Origin of the sequence: Bradyrhizobium sp. SZCCHNR3119, from assembly GCF_032487775.1 — a bacterium.
Taxonomy (GTDB): Bacteria; Pseudomonadota; Alphaproteobacteria; order Rhizobiales; family Xanthobacteraceae; genus Bradyrhizobium.
The window spans coordinates 4,298,153-4,316,064 of record NZ_JAUEUV010000001.1; the positions used below are offsets into that span (position 1 = coordinate 4,298,153).

The 17,912-nt window shown below is 62.8% G+C and carries 14 protein-coding genes and 1 tRNA gene; 9 read left to right on the forward strand and 6 right to left on the reverse strand.

Annotation, left to right across the window (positions count from 1 at the left end; genetic code table 11):
* Window positions 1-26: 26 nt before the first annotated feature.
* A complete protein-coding gene (locus QX034_RS19835) occupies window positions 27-1,484 on the reverse strand; it encodes a hypothetical protein (protein ID WP_315751007.1) in 1,458 nt (485 codons plus the stop codon).
* Between the two features lie 336 nt (window positions 1,485-1,820).
* Here QX034_RS19835 and QX034_RS19840 point away from each other — a divergent pair, with 336 nt between their 5' ends.
* The 7 genes from QX034_RS19840 (at window position 1,821) to QX034_RS19870 (ending at window position 9,167) form a co-directional block, all read left to right on the forward strand.
* Complete coding sequence (locus QX034_RS19840) at window positions 1,821-2,021, forward strand: DUF2905 domain-containing protein (protein ID WP_315743694.1); 201 nt, start codon at window positions 1,821-1,823, stop codon at window positions 2,019-2,021.
* A gap of 1,230 nt (window positions 2,022-3,251) precedes the next feature.
* Window positions 3,252-4,826, forward strand: a complete 1,575-nt coding sequence (locus QX034_RS19845; RefSeq protein ID WP_315751009.1) for a 2-isopropylmalate synthase — start codon at window positions 3,252-3,254, stop codon at window positions 4,824-4,826.
* A gap of 388 nt (window positions 4,827-5,214) precedes the next feature.
* Window positions 5,215-6,177 carry a TRAP transporter substrate-binding protein gene (locus QX034_RS19850; RefSeq protein ID WP_315751031.1) on the forward strand — a complete coding sequence of 321 codons (963 nt, stop codon included), beginning with the start codon at window positions 5,215-5,217 and terminating at the stop codon, window positions 6,175-6,177.
* Window positions 6,178-6,269: 92 nt separating this feature from the next.
* Window positions 6,270-6,842 (forward strand): TRAP transporter small permease, encoded by a 573-nt coding sequence (locus QX034_RS19855; protein ID WP_315700832.1) that lies wholly within the window; start codon window positions 6,270-6,272, stop codon window positions 6,840-6,842.
* Window positions 6,842-8,125, forward strand: a complete 1,284-nt coding sequence (locus QX034_RS19860) for a TRAP transporter large permease subunit (RefSeq protein ID WP_315700831.1) — start codon at window positions 6,842-6,844, stop codon at window positions 8,123-8,125. The genes QX034_RS19855 and QX034_RS19860 overlap by 1 nt, the downstream gene beginning before the upstream one ends.
* Before the next feature lie 153 nt (window positions 8,126-8,278).
* Window positions 8,279-8,914, forward strand: coding sequence for a Spy/CpxP family protein refolding chaperone (locus tag QX034_RS19865; RefSeq protein WP_315700830.1), 636 nt, complete (start codon window positions 8,279-8,281; stop codon window positions 8,912-8,914).
* A 177-nt stretch (window positions 8,915-9,091) separates the two neighbouring features.
* Window positions 9,092-9,167 (forward strand) — tRNA-Lys (locus QX034_RS19870).
* 455 nt (window positions 9,168-9,622) lie between these two features.
* Here QX034_RS19870 and QX034_RS19875 read toward each other — a convergent pair.
* Window positions 9,623-9,994, reverse strand: coding sequence for a c-type cytochrome (locus QX034_RS19875; RefSeq protein ID WP_315700829.1), 372 nt, complete (start codon window positions 9,992-9,994; stop codon window positions 9,623-9,625).
* 187 nt (window positions 9,995-10,181) lie between these two features.
* Here QX034_RS19875 and QX034_RS19880 point away from each other — a divergent pair, with 187 nt between their 5' ends.
* Window positions 10,182-11,354, forward strand: coding sequence for an FIST N-terminal domain-containing protein (locus tag QX034_RS19880; protein WP_315700828.1), 1,173 nt, complete (start codon window positions 10,182-10,184; stop codon window positions 11,352-11,354).
* Window positions 11,351-12,694, forward strand: coding sequence for a hybrid sensor histidine kinase/response regulator (locus tag QX034_RS19885; RefSeq protein WP_315700827.1), 1,344 nt, complete (start codon window positions 11,351-11,353; stop codon window positions 12,692-12,694). Before QX034_RS19880 ends, QX034_RS19885 begins: the two co-directional genes overlap by 4 nt.
* Here the strand turns inward: QX034_RS19885 and QX034_RS19890 are convergent.
* The 4 genes from QX034_RS19890 to QX034_RS19905 all read right to left on the reverse strand — a co-directional run bounded on the left by QX034_RS19890 (window position 12,648) and on the right by QX034_RS19905 (window position 17,389).
* A complete protein-coding gene (locus tag QX034_RS19890) occupies window positions 12,648-13,397 on the reverse strand; it encodes a response regulator transcription factor (RefSeq protein ID WP_315700826.1) in 750 nt (249 codons plus the stop codon). The two genes, QX034_RS19885 and QX034_RS19890, sit on opposite strands and share 47 nt — an antisense overlap.
* Window positions 13,398-13,585: 188 nt before the next feature.
* Window positions 13,586-14,275, reverse strand: a complete 690-nt coding sequence (locus QX034_RS19895; protein ID WP_315700825.1) for a response regulator transcription factor — start codon at window positions 14,273-14,275, stop codon at window positions 13,586-13,588.
* 57 nt (window positions 14,276-14,332) lie between these two features.
* Complete coding sequence (locus QX034_RS19900) at window positions 14,333-15,544, reverse strand: c-type cytochrome (protein WP_315700824.1); 1,212 nt, start codon at window positions 15,542-15,544, stop codon at window positions 14,333-14,335.
* Between the two features lie 153 nt (window positions 15,545-15,697).
* The gene (locus QX034_RS19905) at window positions 15,698-17,389 is read right to left on the reverse strand and encodes a PQQ-dependent methanol/ethanol family dehydrogenase (protein WP_315703071.1); all 1,692 of its coding nucleotides are present in this window, start codon (window positions 17,387-17,389) and stop codon (window positions 15,698-15,700) included.
* Window positions 17,390-17,912: the final 523 nt, after the last annotated feature.

The window sequence follows — 17,912 nt, forward strand, 5'->3', positions numbered from 1 at the left end:
CGTCTTTGCGGCAGGTCCATGGCCGGTCACGATCTCGAACGTAGCAGCACGGCGCTGGCGGGCGGCATGTGGATCAGCGTCGTCTGCGCGGTGATGGGCACCATCGTCTGATTGTGTGGCGACCAGCTGCCGTCGGCAGACACGATGGCGTTGTTGAGCGTCTGCCCGCTGGTCGCGGCGAGGGCCGCGCCGGTCAGCCAGAACGACTCCAGCGTCGAGGCGCTCTGACCGAGCGTCAGCTGCGCATCGACCGCAGTCTCGGCTTCCTTGTTGATCATCACCACGTTGACGCCGCCATCCTCGCGCAGCGTGCCGTAGGCATTGACGCGAAGATGCGGAGAGCCTTCGATAACGCCGCGAACGCTGGTGCCTTGCGCGCCCAGAGCGAACAGCAGCAGGCCATCATAGACAGGCCTCACCTCGACGACCCCGCCATTGTCGTCGGCGATCGGCGTATAGCCAGGGCCGTGGCCTCCGCCGTGCAGGTTGACGCCGTTGCAGCCGTTCAGCGCACACTGGAACATGAAATCGATGACCCAGAGCGCGGTGCCATACGCGTTGGAGATGTGGGGCGCGCCGCCGTTGAAGAAGGAATTGCACTCCGCCATGCGCCAGCCCAGCGGCAGGTTGTTGTCGCGGACCGCCTGGCTGATGTGTCGGAGTTCGCCGGCCAGAGCAGGGTCGTCCCGCAGCAGCAGGTCGAGCGTGGAGCCTGGGTCGCGGCCATCGGCACGGTAATAGTGCTGGGTCACCAGGCTGATCTGCGCGGCGGCGTCACGCGCGAAGGGTAGGGCGAATTCGGTCGCGAAGGAGGCGGCTGCAGGGCCCGCAAGGCGGGCCGACGGAGCAGCAGCTGTGATCGCCTCGGCCATCGCGCGCCACTCGGACAGGAAATCATCATAGCGCCAGCTCATGGGACGATAGCCGTTGTGCGCATAGAGGTCCGGCTCGTTGCCGATCTCGAACGCGAGCAACTGATCCCCGAGAACCCGGGCGGCATAGGCGGCTTCGGCCGCGGCGAGCGCGGTGGTGTTGTTGGCGAGGTTGATGCCATAGATCACCTGCCAGCCGGTTTGTTTGGCAAACGCGGCGAGCGCGTCGACCATCGCCGGCTGAATCGGCATCAGCCCTGGGATCGCGCCGAGCCAGACGCAGCGATCCACCGCATTGGCCCCGATGCGCAGGACGCCCGGACCGAGCAGCCGGCAAAGTCTGAGCAGGGCGCCATTATCCGCCGTGAACATCGGTTGCCCGAGCTTGTCCTTCTCGTAGCTCAGGCCGACGAAACGGCTGGTCAGCGTTACGCCGGGCTTATCGCGGTCGAGCCGGACGCTGACATTTGCACGGACGGTGCTACCGAGTGATGTGGACGCGGCCAGAGAGGCGGCATTGCTGCGGCCGGGAGTGTAGCCGAGCCAACCGCCGATGCCGATCGTCGAAAGGAGTGCGATGACTTTGCGGCGCGGTATGGTGCGATCGGACATAGAGCTCTCCTTGATCGCGTGTGCGCAGCCGACGCGGCTTGCGACATGGCGGCTCAGGACCCGATGGTAAGGTCTTAGGCTCGAACTTCCGCCTTTTATCCGATAGCCCTGAGCTGTCGGGTATTGATAGGGGAGAGCACCGCGCATCCGGATCGCCGGCCGCGGCTCGGCTCGCTCGCCATTGGCGCCCATTCTTTAACGTCCGAAGACGGCAATGGCCGGCTCATGCAGGTGGAAAGATCGGCCGGGGTTCACAGATGACACGTGTTGGTCCGAGATGGTCTCGGTTCGCCCGAAGCAGGATCCGGCATCTCGCGGGCGACATGGAGAACACCGATGTCTCGCGCGCTCATCCTCTTCGGCCTTGCGCTGGTCGTGGTCGGCCTGCTGTGGCCCTACATCGGCAAGCTCGGCCTCGGTAGGCTTCCCGGCGACATCGTCGTCGAGCGGCCGGGCTTCTCGTTCTATTTTCCCCTGATGACGTCGTTGCTCTTCAGCGTCGTCATCAGCATCGTGCTCTGGCTGGTCAACCGATAGGAGACGGGCCTGCCTGGCGGGCAAATCACCGTGAGGTTTCGCCGCGCCTGGCTGGCGCTGCGGGACGGGAGGCGGCTGAAAGGCGTTGCGCCAAACGGGAGATTTCGTGAACGCAATCAAGGCCGACTCGGCTGTCCAGACGACTCGTGAAAAATATTCAGCTTTCGTTTTTCAGAAATTCTGCTTTCCTGAAGCCAGCCCGCCTCATGGAAGGGGCGTACGCGTCGTCACGATACGTGGAAGCGGGTTGCGATGGACGTGAAGGCTGCGCCGGACGAGCGCAGGCCGGCACGGACGGCGAAGTCGTGCGGTCCTGATACCCCGACGCTGGTATCACGCGCTGATGCGCAAGCATCATGCGCAATGGTGGCCAACAAGCCCGGCGCACCAGGGAGACCACGTATAAGCCGTAAAGCCATTCGCGCGGGGAAGGCCGGGATGTCTTGGCCGAACCTGTGGTTCCTGCCCCGTGCATTCTTCACTGCACGGGGGCCATGGGGGCGGCAAGCTCCCGGCCTTCCCTGCGCCCTCCGTTTTCGAGGGAGCGTTGCCGAGCATGACCCGGGCACGCCGTGCCGCGGGACGGTGAAGATGTGTTTGATTGGACGTAGGAGGAGTGCGATGCCGAAGCCACAACGCTCGGTGTCATCATCCGCGAAAGCGGATGATCCAGTATCCCAGAGGCTTCGTTCTAGGATGCAGTTGGTGCCCTACAATCAGCCGGCCTCCTGCTCGCAAATGGCTCGGGCTCGGGGCGCTATCCCGGCTCACTTTACCGTCTCTGGGATACTGGGTCACCCGCCTTCGCGGGTAACGACGGGGAGCGGGGCTCCCAATACGTCACCCATTCTGACCCTTATTCGGCGTTGCGGTGGTCGGGTTTTCTCGGCTAAAAAGACGCCAGAGGACGCGTCGGCAACCAAGCATCAATGGTTTTGCCGCACGCTGTTGGTGTTCTCGAAGGGTCTGGCAATGCTGATTCGCGGCGCAAGGATTGGAGCATGCGACGGAGCGGTTTCCGCACCGACGATTGCTGCCGCGCCGCTGCTGCCCACCCGTGGCGCCCATGGCCCCCTTGGCCCGACCCTTTCGCTTGGGCTCCTGCTTCTTAGCCGCCCCTGAGGGCCGGCTGGGCGCGATGCGCCTGGGCACTCAGGGGTTCGCGCGAGATCACGAAAACCCTCCAGCGCCGTCAAGATAAGCGCACCAGCGAACAAGGAACTTAAATCCATGTCCACCGCACCGAAGTCCGACAAGGACCGCGTCATCATTTTCGATACCACCCTGCGCGACGGCGAGCAGTGCCCCGGCGCCACCATGACCTTCGAGGAGAAGCTCAACATCGCAGCGCTCCTGGACGGCATGGGCGTCGACGTGATCGAGGCCGGCTTCCCGATCGCCTCGGACGGCGACTTCGAGGCGGTCAACGAGATCGCCAAGCGCACCCAGAACGCGGTGGTCTGCGGCCTGTCGCGGGCCGGCGCCAAGGACATCGACCGCTGCGCGGAGGCGATCCGCCCCGCCAGGCGCGGCCGCATCCACACCTTCCTGTCCACCTCGCCCGTGCACATGAAGTACAAGCTGCAGATGGACGCGCAGCAGGTCTATGAGCTGGTGATCTCCTCGGTGACGCGCGCGCGCAACCACACCGATGACGTCGAGTGGTCGTCGGAGGACGGCACCCGCACCGAGTTCGACTTCCTGTGCCGCTGCGTCGAGGCCGCGATCAAGGCCGGCGCCACCACGATCAATATCCCGGATACGGTCGGCTATGCCGTGCCGGAGGAATATTACGACCTGTTCAAGCGCGTGCGCGAGACCGTGCCGAACTCCGACAAGGCGGTGTTCTCGGTACACTGTCACAACGATCTCGGCATGGCGGTGGCGAACTCGATGGCCGGCGTGCGCGCCGGTGCGCGGCAGATCGAATGCACCATCAACGGCATCGGCGAACGCGCCGGCAATGCGGCGCTGGAAGAAGTCGTGATGGCGATGCGGGTGCGCAACGACAAGCTGCCGTTCTGGAACAACATCGACGCCACCCAGCTGACCCATGCCTCGAAGGTGGTGTCGGCGGCGACGTCGTTCCCGGTGCAGTACAACAAGGCGATCGTCGGCCGTAATGCGTTCGCGCATGAGAGCGGCATCCATCAGGACGGCATGCTGAAGAACGCGCAGACCTACGAGATCATGCTGCCGGAGACGGTCGGCGTGAAGCAGACCTCGCTGGTGATGGGCAAGCACTCCGGCCGCCACGCCTTCATCCACAAGCTGGAGGAGATGGGCCACAAGCTGTCCGGCAACCAGCTGGAAGACGCCTTCGTCCGCTTCAAGGCGCTGGCCGATCGCAAGAAGCAGATCTACGACGAGGATCTGGACGCGCTGATCGACGAAGGCATGGTGCATGCCCATGACCGCATCAAGCTGGTGTCCTTGAGCGTGATCGCCGGCACCCGCGGTCCGCAACGCGCCACCATGAAGCTCGATGTCGACGGCGAGACCCGCATCGAGGAGACCGAGGGCAACGGCCCCGTGGATGCGGTGTTCAACTGCATCAAGGCGCTGGTGCCGCATGAAGCCAAGCTGGAGCTCTATCAGGTGCATGCGGTGACCGAGGGCACCGATGCGCAGGCCGAGGTGTCGGTGCGGCTGTCGCAGGACGGCCGCTCGATGACGGCGCGCGCCGCCGATCCCGATACGCTGGTCGCGTCTGCCAAGGCCTATCTCGGTGCGCTCAACAAGCTGGTGATGAAGCGCCAGCGCGATGTGACGCAGGCCAACGCGGCGGCTGCGGCGAGCAGATAGAGCGGCGGTCGGCCCACGATGCCGGACCGCCTCACATTCCGTCATTCCGGGGCGAGGCCGTCAGGCCTCCAACCCGGAATCTCGAGATTGTCTTGCGAGGGCGCCCGCTACGTCGAGATTCCGGGTTCAGCCGCTGGCGCTGCTGCCCCGGAATGACGGAAGGACAAGGACGACAACGCGGTGCGCAATTTTGCGCTGCAGCGACAGATTCCGGTAGCTCCTCCTAACGGGCAATGGCTTTCCGTCGGCCTTATGGCTATTGATGCCTTGGCATACAAGCGGGAGCTGCGTTGCACGGCTCCCCGGAAAATTCGGGAGGCATGCTTTGCGTGATCTGACACGTCGTCACTTGCTCGTCTCCGCCGCGTCGCTCGCGGCGGCCGCCAAGATCGGCCCGGCTGCGGCCGCAGATGAGCCCATCGTCATCAAGTTCAGCCACGTCGTGGCGTCCGACACGCCGAAGGGCAAGGCCGCCGACAAGTTCAAGGAGCTGGCCGAGAAATACACCAACGGCCGGGTCAAGGTCGAAGTCTATCCGAATTCGACGCTCTACAAGGACAAGGAAGAGCTGGAGGCGCTGCAACTCGGCGCCGTGCAGATGCTGGCGCCGTCGAACTCCAAGTTCGGCCCGATCGGGATCAAGCAGTTCGAGGTGTTCGATCTGCCCTATATCCTTCCCGACCTGAAGAGCCTGCGCAAGGTGACCGACGGCCCGCTCGGCGGCAGGCTGCTCAAGCTGCTGGATTCCAAGGGCATGAGCGGCCTTGCCTATTGGGACAACGGCTTCAAGCAGATGACCGCCAACAAGAAGCTGATCACGCCCGCCGACTACAAGGGCCTGAAATTCCGCATCCAGTCGTCGAAGGTACTGGAGGCGCAGTTCCGGGCGCTCGGCGCAATCCCGCAGGTGATGGCGTTCTCGGACGTGTACCAGGCGCTGCAGACCGGCGTGGTCGACGGCCAGGAGAACACCTGGTCCAACATCTACACCCAGAAAATGCACGAGGTGCAGAAATACGCCACCGTCACCAATCACGGCTACATCGGCTACGTCGTGGTCGTGAACAAGAAGTTCTGGGATGGCATGCCGCCGGATGTTCGCTCCGCCTGCGAGAAGGCGATGAAGGAGGCGACCGACTTCGGCAACAGCCAGTCGGCCAAGGAGAACGACGAGGCGCTGGAGGAGATCAAGAAGGCCGGCAAGACCGAGATCGTGACGCTGACGCCCGAGCAGGACGAGGCGATGCGTAAGGCGATGATGCCGGTCTACAAGGAGGTCGCCTCGCGGGTCAGCCAGTCGCTGATCGACGAATTCTTCAAGGAGACCGGCCGCAGCCCGATGAACGGCTGAATGGGAATAGCCGAGACTTTCCGCGGCGGCGCGCCGCGGAAAACGTCTGATCGGGCGCTGATGGGCGCCGTCCGGTCGCTTGGGGACCTCTGATGCTGCTACGTATTCTCGACCGGCTCGAGGAGATCATCATCGCCAGCCTGATGGGCGCCGCGACCCTGATCACCTTCATTACGGTTGCGCATCGCTTCCTGGTCGATGTGCCGTTTCTCTACCCTTACCTGTTCCAGATCGATCTCTCCTGGTCGCAGGAACTCTGCATCTACATGTTCATCTGGATGGCCAAGTTCGGCGCCGCCTACGGCGTGCGCACCGGCATCCATGTCGGCGTCGACGTCTTGATCAACCGCCTCAACGACCGCTGGCGCAAATGGGTGATCCTGTTCGGCCTGCTCGGTGGCGCGGTGTTTACCGCCGTCGTCGGCACCATGGGCGCGAAGTTCGTCATCGAGCTGATGCACACCGACCAGACTTCACCCGATCTCGAGATCCCAAGCTGGATCGTCTATGCCTGCATCCCGCTCGGCTCCTACCTGATGTGTTTCCGCTTCATGCAGGTGATGTGGACGTACTTCTGGACCGACGACCTGCCGCATCACGACGCGTCCCATGTCGACGACATCGAGGTCAGTCCCAAGGCGCCGATCGCGCTCGGAGAGGCCTGATGAGTGCGGCGCTGATCTTCGGACTGCTGTTTGCCCTGATGCTGACGGGCATGCCGATCTCGATCTCGCTCGGCCTCACCGTGCTCACCTTCCTGTTCACGATGACGGAAGTGCCGATCGAGAGCGTCGGTCTGAAATTGTTCTCCGGCCTCGACAATTTCGGGATCATGGCGATCCCGTTCTTCATCCTGGCCGGCACGTTCCTGACCCGCGGCGGCGTCGCGCGGCGGATGATCGCGTTCACGACCTCGCTGGTCGGGCATCTGCCGGGCGGTCTTGGCCTTGCGGGTGTCGCTGCCTGCGCGATGTTCGCGGCGATCTCCGGCTCGAGCGTGGCGACCGTGGTCGCGATCGGCTCGATCATGATGCCGGCGATGGTCGATTACGGCTATCCCCGCCGCTTCGGCGTCGGCGTGATCTCGACCTCCGGTGCGCTCGGCATCCTGGTGCCGCCCTCGATCATCCTGGTGCTCTACGGCGTCTCCACCAACACCTCGATCGGCGCGCTGTTCATGGCGGGCATCGTGCCCGGCGTCATTCTCGCCTTGATGTTAGCCGCGGTCACCTGGTTCGTCGCCTATCGCAACGGCTATCCGCGGATGAAGCGGGCGACGCTGAGCCAGCAGTTTACGGCCTTCCGCGAGAGCCTGTGGGGGCTGCTGCTGATCGCCATCGTGCTCGGCGGCATCTATGGCGGCGTCTTCACGCCCACCGAGGCGGCCGCGGTCGCCGCGGTCTACGCCTTCTTCATCACCGTCTTCGTCTACAAGGAGCTGAAGCTCACCGAGGTTCCGAAGGTGTTGCTGCAGGCCGCCAGCATGAGCTCCATGCTGCTCTACATCATCACCAACGCGGTGCTGTTCTCGTTCCTGATGACGCATGAGCAGATTCCGCAGGCGATGGCGGCGTGGATCGTCGACAAGCACTTCTCGATCTGGATGTTCTTGCTCGTGGTCAACGTCATCCTGTTGCTTGCCGGCAATGTGATGGACCCGTCATCGATCCTCTTGATCATGGCGCCGATCCTGTTTCCGCTGGCGACCAAGCTCGGCGTGCATCCCGTGCATCTCGGCGTGCTGATGATCGTCAATACCGAGGTCGGCCTCTGTCATCCTCCGGTCGGGCTCAATCTCTACATCGCTTCCAGCATCGCCAAGATGGGCATCAGCGAGATCACCATCGCGGTGCTGCCTTGGCTGCTGGCGATGCTGGCCTTCCTCGGACTGATTACTTACGTGCCGGAAATCTCGCTGTGGTTGCCGAAAGCGCTCGGCATGATCTGAACGGTATCGCAATGATCTGAAACAAATCGCCAAGATTTCGCTTTGCTGACAGGTGGTTACATCGGCGTAATGCGGACGACTCTATCCAAACTGTAAGTTGATCGCGCCCGGACAGGCGCTCATGCTGCGGCAGCCTTTCCAACGGAGGTTCGCATGAAAAGGTTCACTCTTGCCGCAGTCGCCGTGCTCGCCATCGCGGGCTCCACGGCTGTTTACGCTCAGCGCTCGTGGTTTGCCGATCACATGCACCACATGCGAATGAGTCCTGAAGACCGTGCCGCGTTCCTGGACGCGCGGATCGCTGCCGTCCATGCCGGGCTGAAGCTGACGCCCGACCAGGAGAAATCGTGGCCGCCGGTCGAGAGCGCCGTGCGCGACTTGGTCAAGCTGCGCTTCGATCGTGCCAATGCCCGCATGAAGGCGGCCGACGACAATCAGGATGGGCAGAAGGCGGACGATCCGGTGGCCCGCCTGCGCGAGCGCGCCGACACGATGGCCGCGACCGCCGAGGCCATGAAGAAGATCGCCGATGCGGCCGACCCGCTCTACAAGACCCTGGACGATGGCCAGAAGCGCCGGCTGTCGATACTCACCCATCATGCCGACCGGTTCGGTCCGGAGGGGTGGCGCCATCATTGGCGGGAGCGAGGCGAGGGGGACGGTCCGGGCTTTGGCGAGCGCCGCTTCGGCATGGGGCCGATGCCGCACATGGGAGCGATGGACCACATGGGTCCTCCCATGGAGCATATGGGACGTCTGGATGAAGAGGGCGACTCCGGACGGCTCTGAACGGGGGGCGCCGATGGGCCGTTCGCCCTCAGCGAGCCGGGCTATATTGGGAAAACCGCCGGTAGCGGCCGGTTTTCCTGGTGTGGAAAGGCAAAAAATCGCCTTCTCTTGCTGGACATCCGGGAATCGCTTTGCTAAACGACCGGCTCTTGCGAAGGCCTTCCGGACGCAAGCTCCGGGCGCATAGCTCAGTTGGTAGAGCAGCTGACTCTTAATCAGCGGGTCCTAGGTTCGAGCCCTAGTGCGCCCACCAAGGTTTTCAATAGCTTAGGTGTCTCTCGCCGTCGCCATCCGTGAAGAACGGATAAGTGAGCGATCGGGAGTCGGTTTTCGGACATTGGTGAATTTGGGATTGCAGGCTCTGTAGGGCCTCCTCGGAAGCCTGCATTTGCAGCTTGAGATTCCCCTTCACCGGCGAGATGTTTTTCCAGCACGCATTTCCGCACAAACGCTCGGACCTGAGGGCGACGCGGTCAACTCGTCCTCACTACCGTCGGTCACAATCCGCCGCGTCCTCGCATGGCCGAGGACTTGGCTGGCCGCAATTCCGGTCGCTCTTTGGCACGCAGGCGTAGGCCGTCCTGCGGTCAAGCCGGCTTCTTAACGGACGACTTTCGTATTTCGGCTTTGGTCAGTTCGCAGAAGCGTGGGCACTCGGCGAAGAACCTCGATGCGATCGGCGATGAGAATGCGACGCCGCAAGCCCCGCTATCTCAACGTCGACAGATAGGCGACGATGTCGGCCCGCTCCTTCCCGTCCGCCAGCCCCTTGAAGTACATCTTGACGCCGTGGACGTCCCCGCGCGGATCGGCGATGTAGGCATCCAACGCCGCGGCGGTCCAAGGTGTCTTGTTGTTCTTCATGCCTTCGGAATAGGCATAGTCCGGTACGGCCGCCGGCTGGCGTCCGACGATATTCCAGAGGCTCGGACCGACCTTGTTGATCCCGATCTCGGAGGAGTGGCAGTTCTGGCAGATGCGCTGAAAGATGCTCTTTCCTGCGACAGGGTCGCCATCCAGCGCCCCGGCGCTGGACGCAAGACTTGCGAAAACAACGATAAGAACGACGCGGCGGAGCATGCGAATCTCTTCCTCTCGACCCGGAGCGAGCGGACAAGCCTCACGGCTACGCCGCTCAGTAGATCGGCGCAGATGATTGGACAAAAGCCAGGCTCAAGTCCTTGTTCTGGATCAAGCCGCGTAGTTGCCGTTGCTGCTCAATTGCCCTAATCTTAAAAAAAACAACGAATACTATGGGAGGTGCCTGGTGGGAGATGCCGATCCTCGGCCTGCACGCCCGTCTGGTGTGATCGCTGCAAAGTCGAAGGCTGCAACGGAGAAAGCTGCGGCGGCTGACATCTGCGACCAATTAGCGGCCGACGGCTTGGCCATGGTGCTGGTCTTCCTGTCGCCCCACTATGATCCGAACGAATTCATCGCGGAGGTGACGACGCGTCTTACAGGCATCCCGGTGTATGGCTGTACGACAGCGGGAGAGCTCTCGCCGGATGGCTGGGAAGACAACAGCGTCGTTGCTCTCGCCTTTGCCGCAGACGATTTCACCGTGTTCGCGCAGCCCATCTTCGGGTTATCGGGCTTTCGCGTCGATGAAGGGCGTCGCCTCGGCAACCAGTTGAGGCAGGAATTGTTTCGGCATGGTGGTCGTGACGACGAAGGCGTGTTCGGACTAGTTTTGATCGACGGCATGTGCCAGCGGGAAGAGGCGATCATGTCGGCGATTTATGCGTCGCTTGACAATATTCCTCTGGTTGGCGGGTCGGCTGGCGATGGCCTGCGCTTTGAGCGCACCTGGGTTTTCCACGATGGCAAAGCTCATACCGACATGGCGGTGTTGATCTTGATCAGGACGTCTTTGCCGTTCCGGTTGTTCAAGTGCGACAATTTCGAGCCGACCTCGGTCAAGATGGTGGTGACGGAAGCCGATCTCGAACAGCGTATCGTCAAGCAGCTTAACGCCGAGCCGGCGGCGGAGGAATATTGCCGCGCGGTCGGTATCGCGGATTCCGAGCTAGACCCGTTTCTGTTTGCAGCCCATCCGGTCCTGGTGCGTGTCGGCGGCTCTTATTTCGCGCGCTCGATTCAGCGCGTGAGCCCTGACGGCTCGCTCCGATTCTTTTGCGCGATCGACGAAGGAATGGTGCTGACGGCCGCGAGGTCGCGCAACTCGGTGGCCGCCGCACGCGAGATGCTGGCTGAGGTCCGCGACGAGATTGGCGAAGTCTCGATCTTCATCGGCTTCGAGTGCATTCTCAGGCGTCTCGACGCGGAGCAGCATCAGTTCGCCCGGGAAATGTCCGAACTCTATCGCGACAACCGGATCGTCGGATTCCATACCTATGGCGAGCAGTACGGTTCCATGCACGTCAATCAGACGCTGACGGGTGTCGCGATCGGCATACGGGCAGGGGCGGAGCGATGACGGCGTCCGGCTCGCTGGAACACCTGCAGCGCGAAGCGGCCAAGCTAAGGAAGATCAACGCTGCGCTGATGTCCCGGGTCGAACGCTCGATGGACCAGCAGTTCAACGCGTTCTCGCTGTTCGAAACGGCGATCGCGCTCGATCAGCAGGTCCGCGAACGGACGCGGCAGTTGCGGGATGCGCTGCATTCGATCGAAACGGCCAACAAGGACCTCTACCGGGCCAAGCAGCAGGCCGAAGCGGCCAGCTCGCTGAAATCATCGGTTCTCATCTCGGTGACACATGACCTGCTCCAGCCGCTGAATGCCGCGCGCCTGACGCTGTCGGCCCTGGCGGACGAGGTCCAGTCCGAGCGCGGAACGACCATGGTCGGGCAGATCGACCACTCGCTAGCCATGCTCGAGGATCTGCTGCGATCTCTGCTCGAAATTGCCAAGCTGGATGCCGGCGCCTTGCGCCCGGATCTCCGGCCCGTTCTGCTCACCACCTTGTTCGAGCCGCTCGAACGCGAATTCGCTCCGATCGCTGCGAAACGCGGACTGACGTTGCGCATCTGTCCGTCCTCGGTTGCCGTCGTCTCAGACGCCATGATGTTGCGGCGTATTTTGCAGAACCTGCTGGCCAATGCCCTGCGCTACACTAGGCGCGGTGGCGTGGTCATGGGCTGTCGGCCGGGGGCCAGCCGTGTTCGTATCGAGGTCCACGATACCGGCCCGGGCATTCCCAAACCGCAGCAGGAGGCGATCTTCCTCGAATTCCAGCGCGGTCGGCCGAGCGCCGAGGATCAGGCCGGCTTTGGACTCGGCCTCTCCATTGTCCGGCGGTTCGCCAAAGCATTGAATCACGAGGTCCGGTTGGCCTCACGGGGCGGCTACGGATCCACTTTCACGCTCGAACTCGACCGGGCAGACCCAGCAGCGGTCCTGCCGGACTCGCATCCGTCGAATGACGTCGACCATGAATATGGCGGGCTCGAAGGTGCCAAGATCCTGCTGATCGAAAACGACCTGGCGAGCGCCGAGGCCATGGTCAGTCTGCTGGAGAAATGGGGCTGCGACGTCGTGGCCACCGTGTCGTTGAAGGACGCATTGCAGCGCTTGAGCGCGCTCGGCGCGGTCCCTGAGACAATCATTGCCGATCTCCATCTGGACGGCAACGAGAGCGGACTTGCCGCGGTGTGGAGCATCCGGCAACTCATCGGCGACGTTCCGGCCATGATCGTGACCGCAGATTATTCGGAAGCTGCGGCCCAAGAAGCCAGCCTTTACGGGCTCGAGGTTCTGACCAAGCCGGTCAGGCCGGCGGAGCTTCGCGCTCTGTTGTCGTTTCTGCTGTCATGAGCGTCTCGGTGTCTTCTCCGCGGGCGTGGATCGGCGCGCGGCTACGCGTCTCGCCGATCAGATTCACGAAATCGATCCTTTCCATTTCGATGATCGCCTTGGTCCGGCTCATGACTTGGAGCTTTCGCAGGATCTCCGACACGTGGCCCTTCACCGTGGTCTCGCAAATCCTCAGTTCGTAGGCGATCTGCTTGTTCTGTAGTCCGCAGCGGATCATGTCGAGCACCCGTAGCTGCTGCGGCGTCAACTCATGAAGACGCTTCAGCAGATCTCGAGCAGGAAGCTTGACCCGCCGCGCACTTGCAGGACCGACTGCGCCGGCCTGAACGTGAGCCTCGCCGCGAAGGACGCTCCGGATCGCATCAGCCAGTTGCTCCTTCGATGTCGATTTCGAGATGTAGCCGGCAACTCCCAGAGAGAGGACATGGGCGACAAGCCGCGGGTCCTGATGCGCTGAAACCACGAGGACCGGAGTCCGCGGCGCGGTCTTGCGGATGCGAAGAAGGCCGGATAATCCGCTCGTGCCGGGAATCGAGAGGTCGAGCAGGATCAGGTCAAATCCCGGCGCGGATGACAGAAGATCGGTGGCGATGTCGATGGACGTCGCCTCGGACAGCTCGGCATCCGGCAGGGTGATGCGTATTGCGTTCTCCAACGCCTCGCGAAAGAGTGGATGATCCTCGACCATCAGCAATCGAGCCACTGCCTGTCACTCCCCGTCCTGATCGAAGATCCCGTCTTTCTGGTGTGGCGGATCCTACATTTGCAAATGTAGCTTGTGGCAAACGGATACGATTGTCAAAGCCGGGACACCCGCGGTTCTGTTCTGTCCAGATCGATCATCGCGCTCCATCGACATCGCGACGTCCGTGGTCTGTTTCCGCGGCGTGACTACTGCTGCTTTCCGCGGACCGCGGTCCTCGATCCCGGGCGGCCTGTCTGAAGGCGCAGTTCGATCTTGCCGATTTCGATCACGGCCTTGTTGCGGCTGAACAGCCGGAGTTTTCGCAGGATTTCGGTAATGTGCGCCTTGATGGTCGATTCCGAAAGCCGCAATTCGGTGGCGATTTCGCGATTCTGGAAGCCCCGCCTGATCAAGTCCAGAACACGGAGCTGCTGTGGCGTCAGCTGTTCAAGGCGGGCCTGTAACGCGCGCGCGGAGCGATCGCCGTCCCGTTCGGCCGTGGGCAAGAAGTCCTTTGGAACGGAGATCGAACCGCTGAGCACGCGTTCGATCGAGGAGGTCAGCTCGCGCTTCGAGGTTGACTTCGGCAGATAGCCGGCAGCGCCAAGCGAGAGCGCCTCCCGCACGATATTCTGATCCTCGTCACTCGACACGATCGCGACCGGAAGCCGCGGATGGCTTGCGCGCAGCCGCAGGAAGCCAGCGAAGCCAACCGCATCGGGCAGCGTCAGGTCGAGCAGCGCCAGATCAATTCCGGGGTCGGAGGCGAGGACGTGAAGTGCATCGGCGATCGAGACGGCCTCGAAGATCTCCGCCTCCGGATGCGCAAGGCGCACGGCGTTGCCGAGAGCCTCGCGAAACAGCGGATGATCGTCGATGATCAGAAAGCGCGTCATTCCCGACCTCGGTCGTATCGCCGGCAGACTTCGGGCGACCGGCGGCACCCGCCTGCTTCAATTCGTCGTTTCCGGCGACTGCACAGTCAGCAGGAACGTATAGATGCTCTCGAACTGGTCGTCGGTAAAGACCTCCTTCCATGCCGGCATGCCTTTGGACGGGCGGCCTTCATGCACCGTGGTCCAGAATTTATCGCGCATGTCCTCGCCGTAGCGAATGCGCAGCCGTCGCAAGTCGATCCGGCGCTCCGCCTGCACGGCATCAGGGCCATGACAATGTGCGCAGGTCCCGTTGAAGATCTCTTTGCCGAGCGTCATCGTCTCGGCCCTGGGATCGGTCGCATTGGATTCCGAAACCCTGATCACCGAGGCCTCAGCTGCCGGCTCCTGGACGGGGGAAGCAGGACCCGCAAGCGAGGCCAGCTTGATCGGGCTCGGCACAGCGCCGAGCCTGATCGGCGGATCGCCCGGCAGCCCGTATTTGATAGCCAATTCGGCAATTCGTGGTCCGAGCTGCGCCAAGGCAGCGTCAATCTGATCGCGCAATTGCGTGGAGGTTCTGGCGAACCCGATCGCAACATCCCAGGACAGGCCGGCGCCTTCGACCGGCTGGATCCGGAAGCGACTTTCGTAGGCCGTCTTGTTCAGCCAGCCTGCAATCGGCGCCCAGATGAAAGCGACGTCGGCATTGCCCTGGGCGAGAGCTGTCATGCCCTCGTCCGGCGTCAGCACGGTGATCTTCTTGATGTCGTCGCGCTCGGCCAGCAGATTTTGCGGTGTGGTCTGGTATTGCACCGCGACGCGCTTGCCTCGGAGGTCGTCGATGCTGCTGACCACAAATGTTCCTCGGCTGACGAGCGCATAGGTCTCGGTCGTAATCTTCTGCGAGAAGATCACCGTTGGTCCCATGAAATCCGACGACAGCGGTAGGCCTATCATGGCGTCGCACTGTTTGCCCAGCAGCGTCACGCGTACAGTTCGCTTGCCGAAATAGGATTTGTACCAGTCGTAAGTGACGGGGCGGCCGAGCTGCTGCGACAGGGCCTGGCCGACCTCGAGATAAAATCCCGGCTGCGATGGATCGTCGCTCGAGAACGGGAGATTGGTCGGATCCGCGCATAGCCGCAGCGGGGCCGCCTGGTTTGCCAATCCGGCGACCGACGATGCCAGCAGGGTGGAGACCGTCAATACGGCGAGAGACGTCGCACGTGCTGACAATTCGGCGGCGGCCTGCCAATTCGAGCCGGTTTGACGACGATTCAGGCGCATCCTCGATCCCTCGATCTTGTCATCTTGTTTGTTGTTTGTCCGGGCCGGCTCGGTCCTCGCGGCCGCGCCATGCTCTTTCGCTTCGTGCGGATTGACTGGGCGGTGCGCGTGTCCCGGTTCCAGGGACACGCGCTTCTGTCGTGGCCGCCGCGGTTATTGGACCGCGAAGACGAACAATGCGCCGCCCTCGGGAGCCGCGTTCGTTATCTTTTTGCCGATCTCGCCCAGGAACGCCGGGATCGACGCGGTGCGTCCGACAACGACGGCGACGTACTGCTTGCCGTCGACCGAGTAGGTCACCGGACCGGCGCCAATGCCGGAGCCGAGATTGCGCTTCCACAGGATCTTTCCGGATTTGGCATCGATGGCGCGGAAATCACCGTGCAGATTGCCGGAGAAGACCAAGCCGCCTGCGGTGCTGAGTGTGCCTCCGTTGAAGGGAAGGTCTTCCTGGATGGACCAGACCTTTTTGTTGTTCACGGGATCCCAGGCGATGAGCTGACCGAGGAAGCCGCCCGGACCTTCCTTGGTAGGGAATTCAGCACCGAGATAGAACACGCCGCGCTTGTACGAGACGTCGCTGACCGCCCAGTCCATGCAGACATTGTTGGCCGGGATATAGACGAGGCCGGTCTGCGGATTGTACGACATCGGCTGCCAGTTCTTGCCGCCGATCAGGTTCGGACAAACGTCCTTGACGGGATGTCCTGGGCCCGGCCGCTTGTCCGGGTCCTCGACCGCGCGCAAGGTCGAAATGTCCCATTTCTGCGCCCAGTTGGCGAAGACGTATTTCTCGGCCGAGATCACCTTGCCGGTTTCGCGGTTTGCCACGAAGAAGAAGCCGTTGCGGTCGGCCTTCATCAGGGTCGGAACCGACGCGCCGCCGATCTTCAGGTCGGCAAGGATGGCCTCGTTGACGCCGTCATAATCCCAGGCGTCGGCAGGGGTGGTCTGGATGTGCCACTTGATCTTGCCGGTGTTCGGATCGAGCGCCAGCGTGGACGCGGTATACAGATTGGTCAGCTTGCCGAAATCACCATTGCCGGTCGAGCGCACGGCGGTGTTCCAGGGACCGGGATTGCTGGTGCCCCAATAGACCGTGTCGCTCTTCGGATCATAGGAGCCGACCAGCCACGCCGCCCCGCCGCCGTGCAGGCTGGTGTCGCCTTTCCAGGTCTCGCTGCCGGGCTCGCCGGGAGCAGGGACGGTGTAGGTCTGCCACAGCGCCTTGCCGGAGTTGATGTCGAAGGCCTGCAGCGACCCGCGCACGCCATACTCGCCGCCGCCGAAGCCGGTGATGACCTTGTCGCGCACGACCAGCGGCGGTGATGTGATGACCGAACCCTGCTTGTAGTCGACCACCTTCGACGTCCAGAGTTCCTTGCCGGTTGCGGCATCGAGCGCGGTCAGCTTGCCGTCGAGCCGTCCGACGAACAGCTTGCCGTCGGCGTAGGAGATGCCGCGGTTGTTGACGTCGCAGCAGGCGTATTGCAGCACGTCATCCGGAATGTCCGGCTCATAGGTCCATTTGCGCGCGCCGGTGGCGGCGTCGAGCGCATAGACGTATTTCGGGCCCCAGGAGGTTGATACATAGAGCGTGTTGCCGATCACGATCGGCGAGGCTTCGTTCGAGCGCAGCGAGGCGAGCGAAAACGAATAGACCAGTGACAGCTTGCTTGCGTTCCCGGTGTTGATCTCCTTGAGCGGGCTGAACCGGGTGTTGCTGTAATCATGACCCGCCATTGCCCAGGCCCCGGGCTCGCTGGCGGCCTTCAGCGCCGAATCATTGGCGCGGACACCTGCGGTGCCGGTCACAAGCAGGCCGACGACCGAGATGCCAGCCAAGAATCTCCTGTTCGTGAAATTCATCAGTTCCCTCCGCGTTTGTCTTTGTTGTGGTCGCGTAGCGCGCGCCGCGCCGAGCCCCGATGTGCAGTCGCGCTGCAAACATCGGGGTGAATTACACCACCACCTCTTCCGGGCTCTCATAGGCGGAAGGTAGTAGGCCGACGCGCGGGCGTTGAACGCCGATTCACGCGCTGTTTCCGGGGCTTGCCGGGATTTTTGATGTCCAGAGCTGCGCGCCGAGGCTCATCCGATCCGTCGGCAGACCTCGATTGTAGGCTCCGGCCGGTTGGAGTTGGAGCTCAGCCCTTCCCCTTGGAAGCGCTTAAGATCGCAGAGTTCGAGTCGGGCATGCACGAGATCGCGCGCGCATTTGTTGCTGCCGGCAGCCCCCTGCTGGCGATTCGCAGGCGCTTCGAGAGTCTCGTCGCGGCATTTGGTCTGGAGGCCTGTCGAGGGGGTGTCGCGCGGCGGAAGATCCCGCGTCCGCCGCTCTCGCCTGGTGCTTGATGCCCGCCATATC

Coding starts and splice junctions, on each gene's coding strand:
- QX034_RS19835 (WP_315751007.1), bottom strand. CDS start 1,484: ATGTCCGATCGCACCATACCGCGCCGCAAAGTCATCGCACTCCTTTCG.
- QX034_RS19840 (WP_315743694.1), top strand. CDS start 1,821: ATGTCTCGCGCGCTCATCCTCTTCGGCCTTGCGCTGGTCGTGGTCGGC.
- QX034_RS19845 (WP_315751009.1), top strand. CDS start 3,252: ATGTCCACCGCACCGAAGTCCGACAAGGACCGCGTCATCATTTTCGAT.
- QX034_RS19855 (WP_315700832.1), top strand. CDS start 6,270: ATGCTGCTACGTATTCTCGACCGGCTCGAGGAGATCATCATCGCCAGC.
- QX034_RS19860 (WP_315700831.1), top strand. CDS start 6,842: ATGAGTGCGGCGCTGATCTTCGGACTGCTGTTTGCCCTGATGCTGACG.
- QX034_RS19865 (WP_315700830.1), top strand. CDS start 8,279: ATGAAAAGGTTCACTCTTGCCGCAGTCGCCGTGCTCGCCATCGCGGGC.
- QX034_RS19875 (WP_315700829.1), bottom strand. CDS start 9,994: ATGCTCCGCCGCGTCGTTCTTATCGTTGTTTTCGCAAGTCTTGCGTCC.
- QX034_RS19885 (WP_315700827.1), top strand. CDS start 11,351: ATGACGGCGTCCGGCTCGCTGGAACACCTGCAGCGCGAAGCGGCCAAG.
- QX034_RS19895 (WP_315700825.1), bottom strand. CDS start 14,275: ATGACGCGCTTTCTGATCATCGACGATCATCCGCTGTTTCGCGAGGCT.
- QX034_RS19900 (WP_315700824.1), bottom strand. CDS start 15,544: ATGCGCCTGAATCGTCGTCAAACCGGCTCGAATTGGCAGGCCGCCGCC.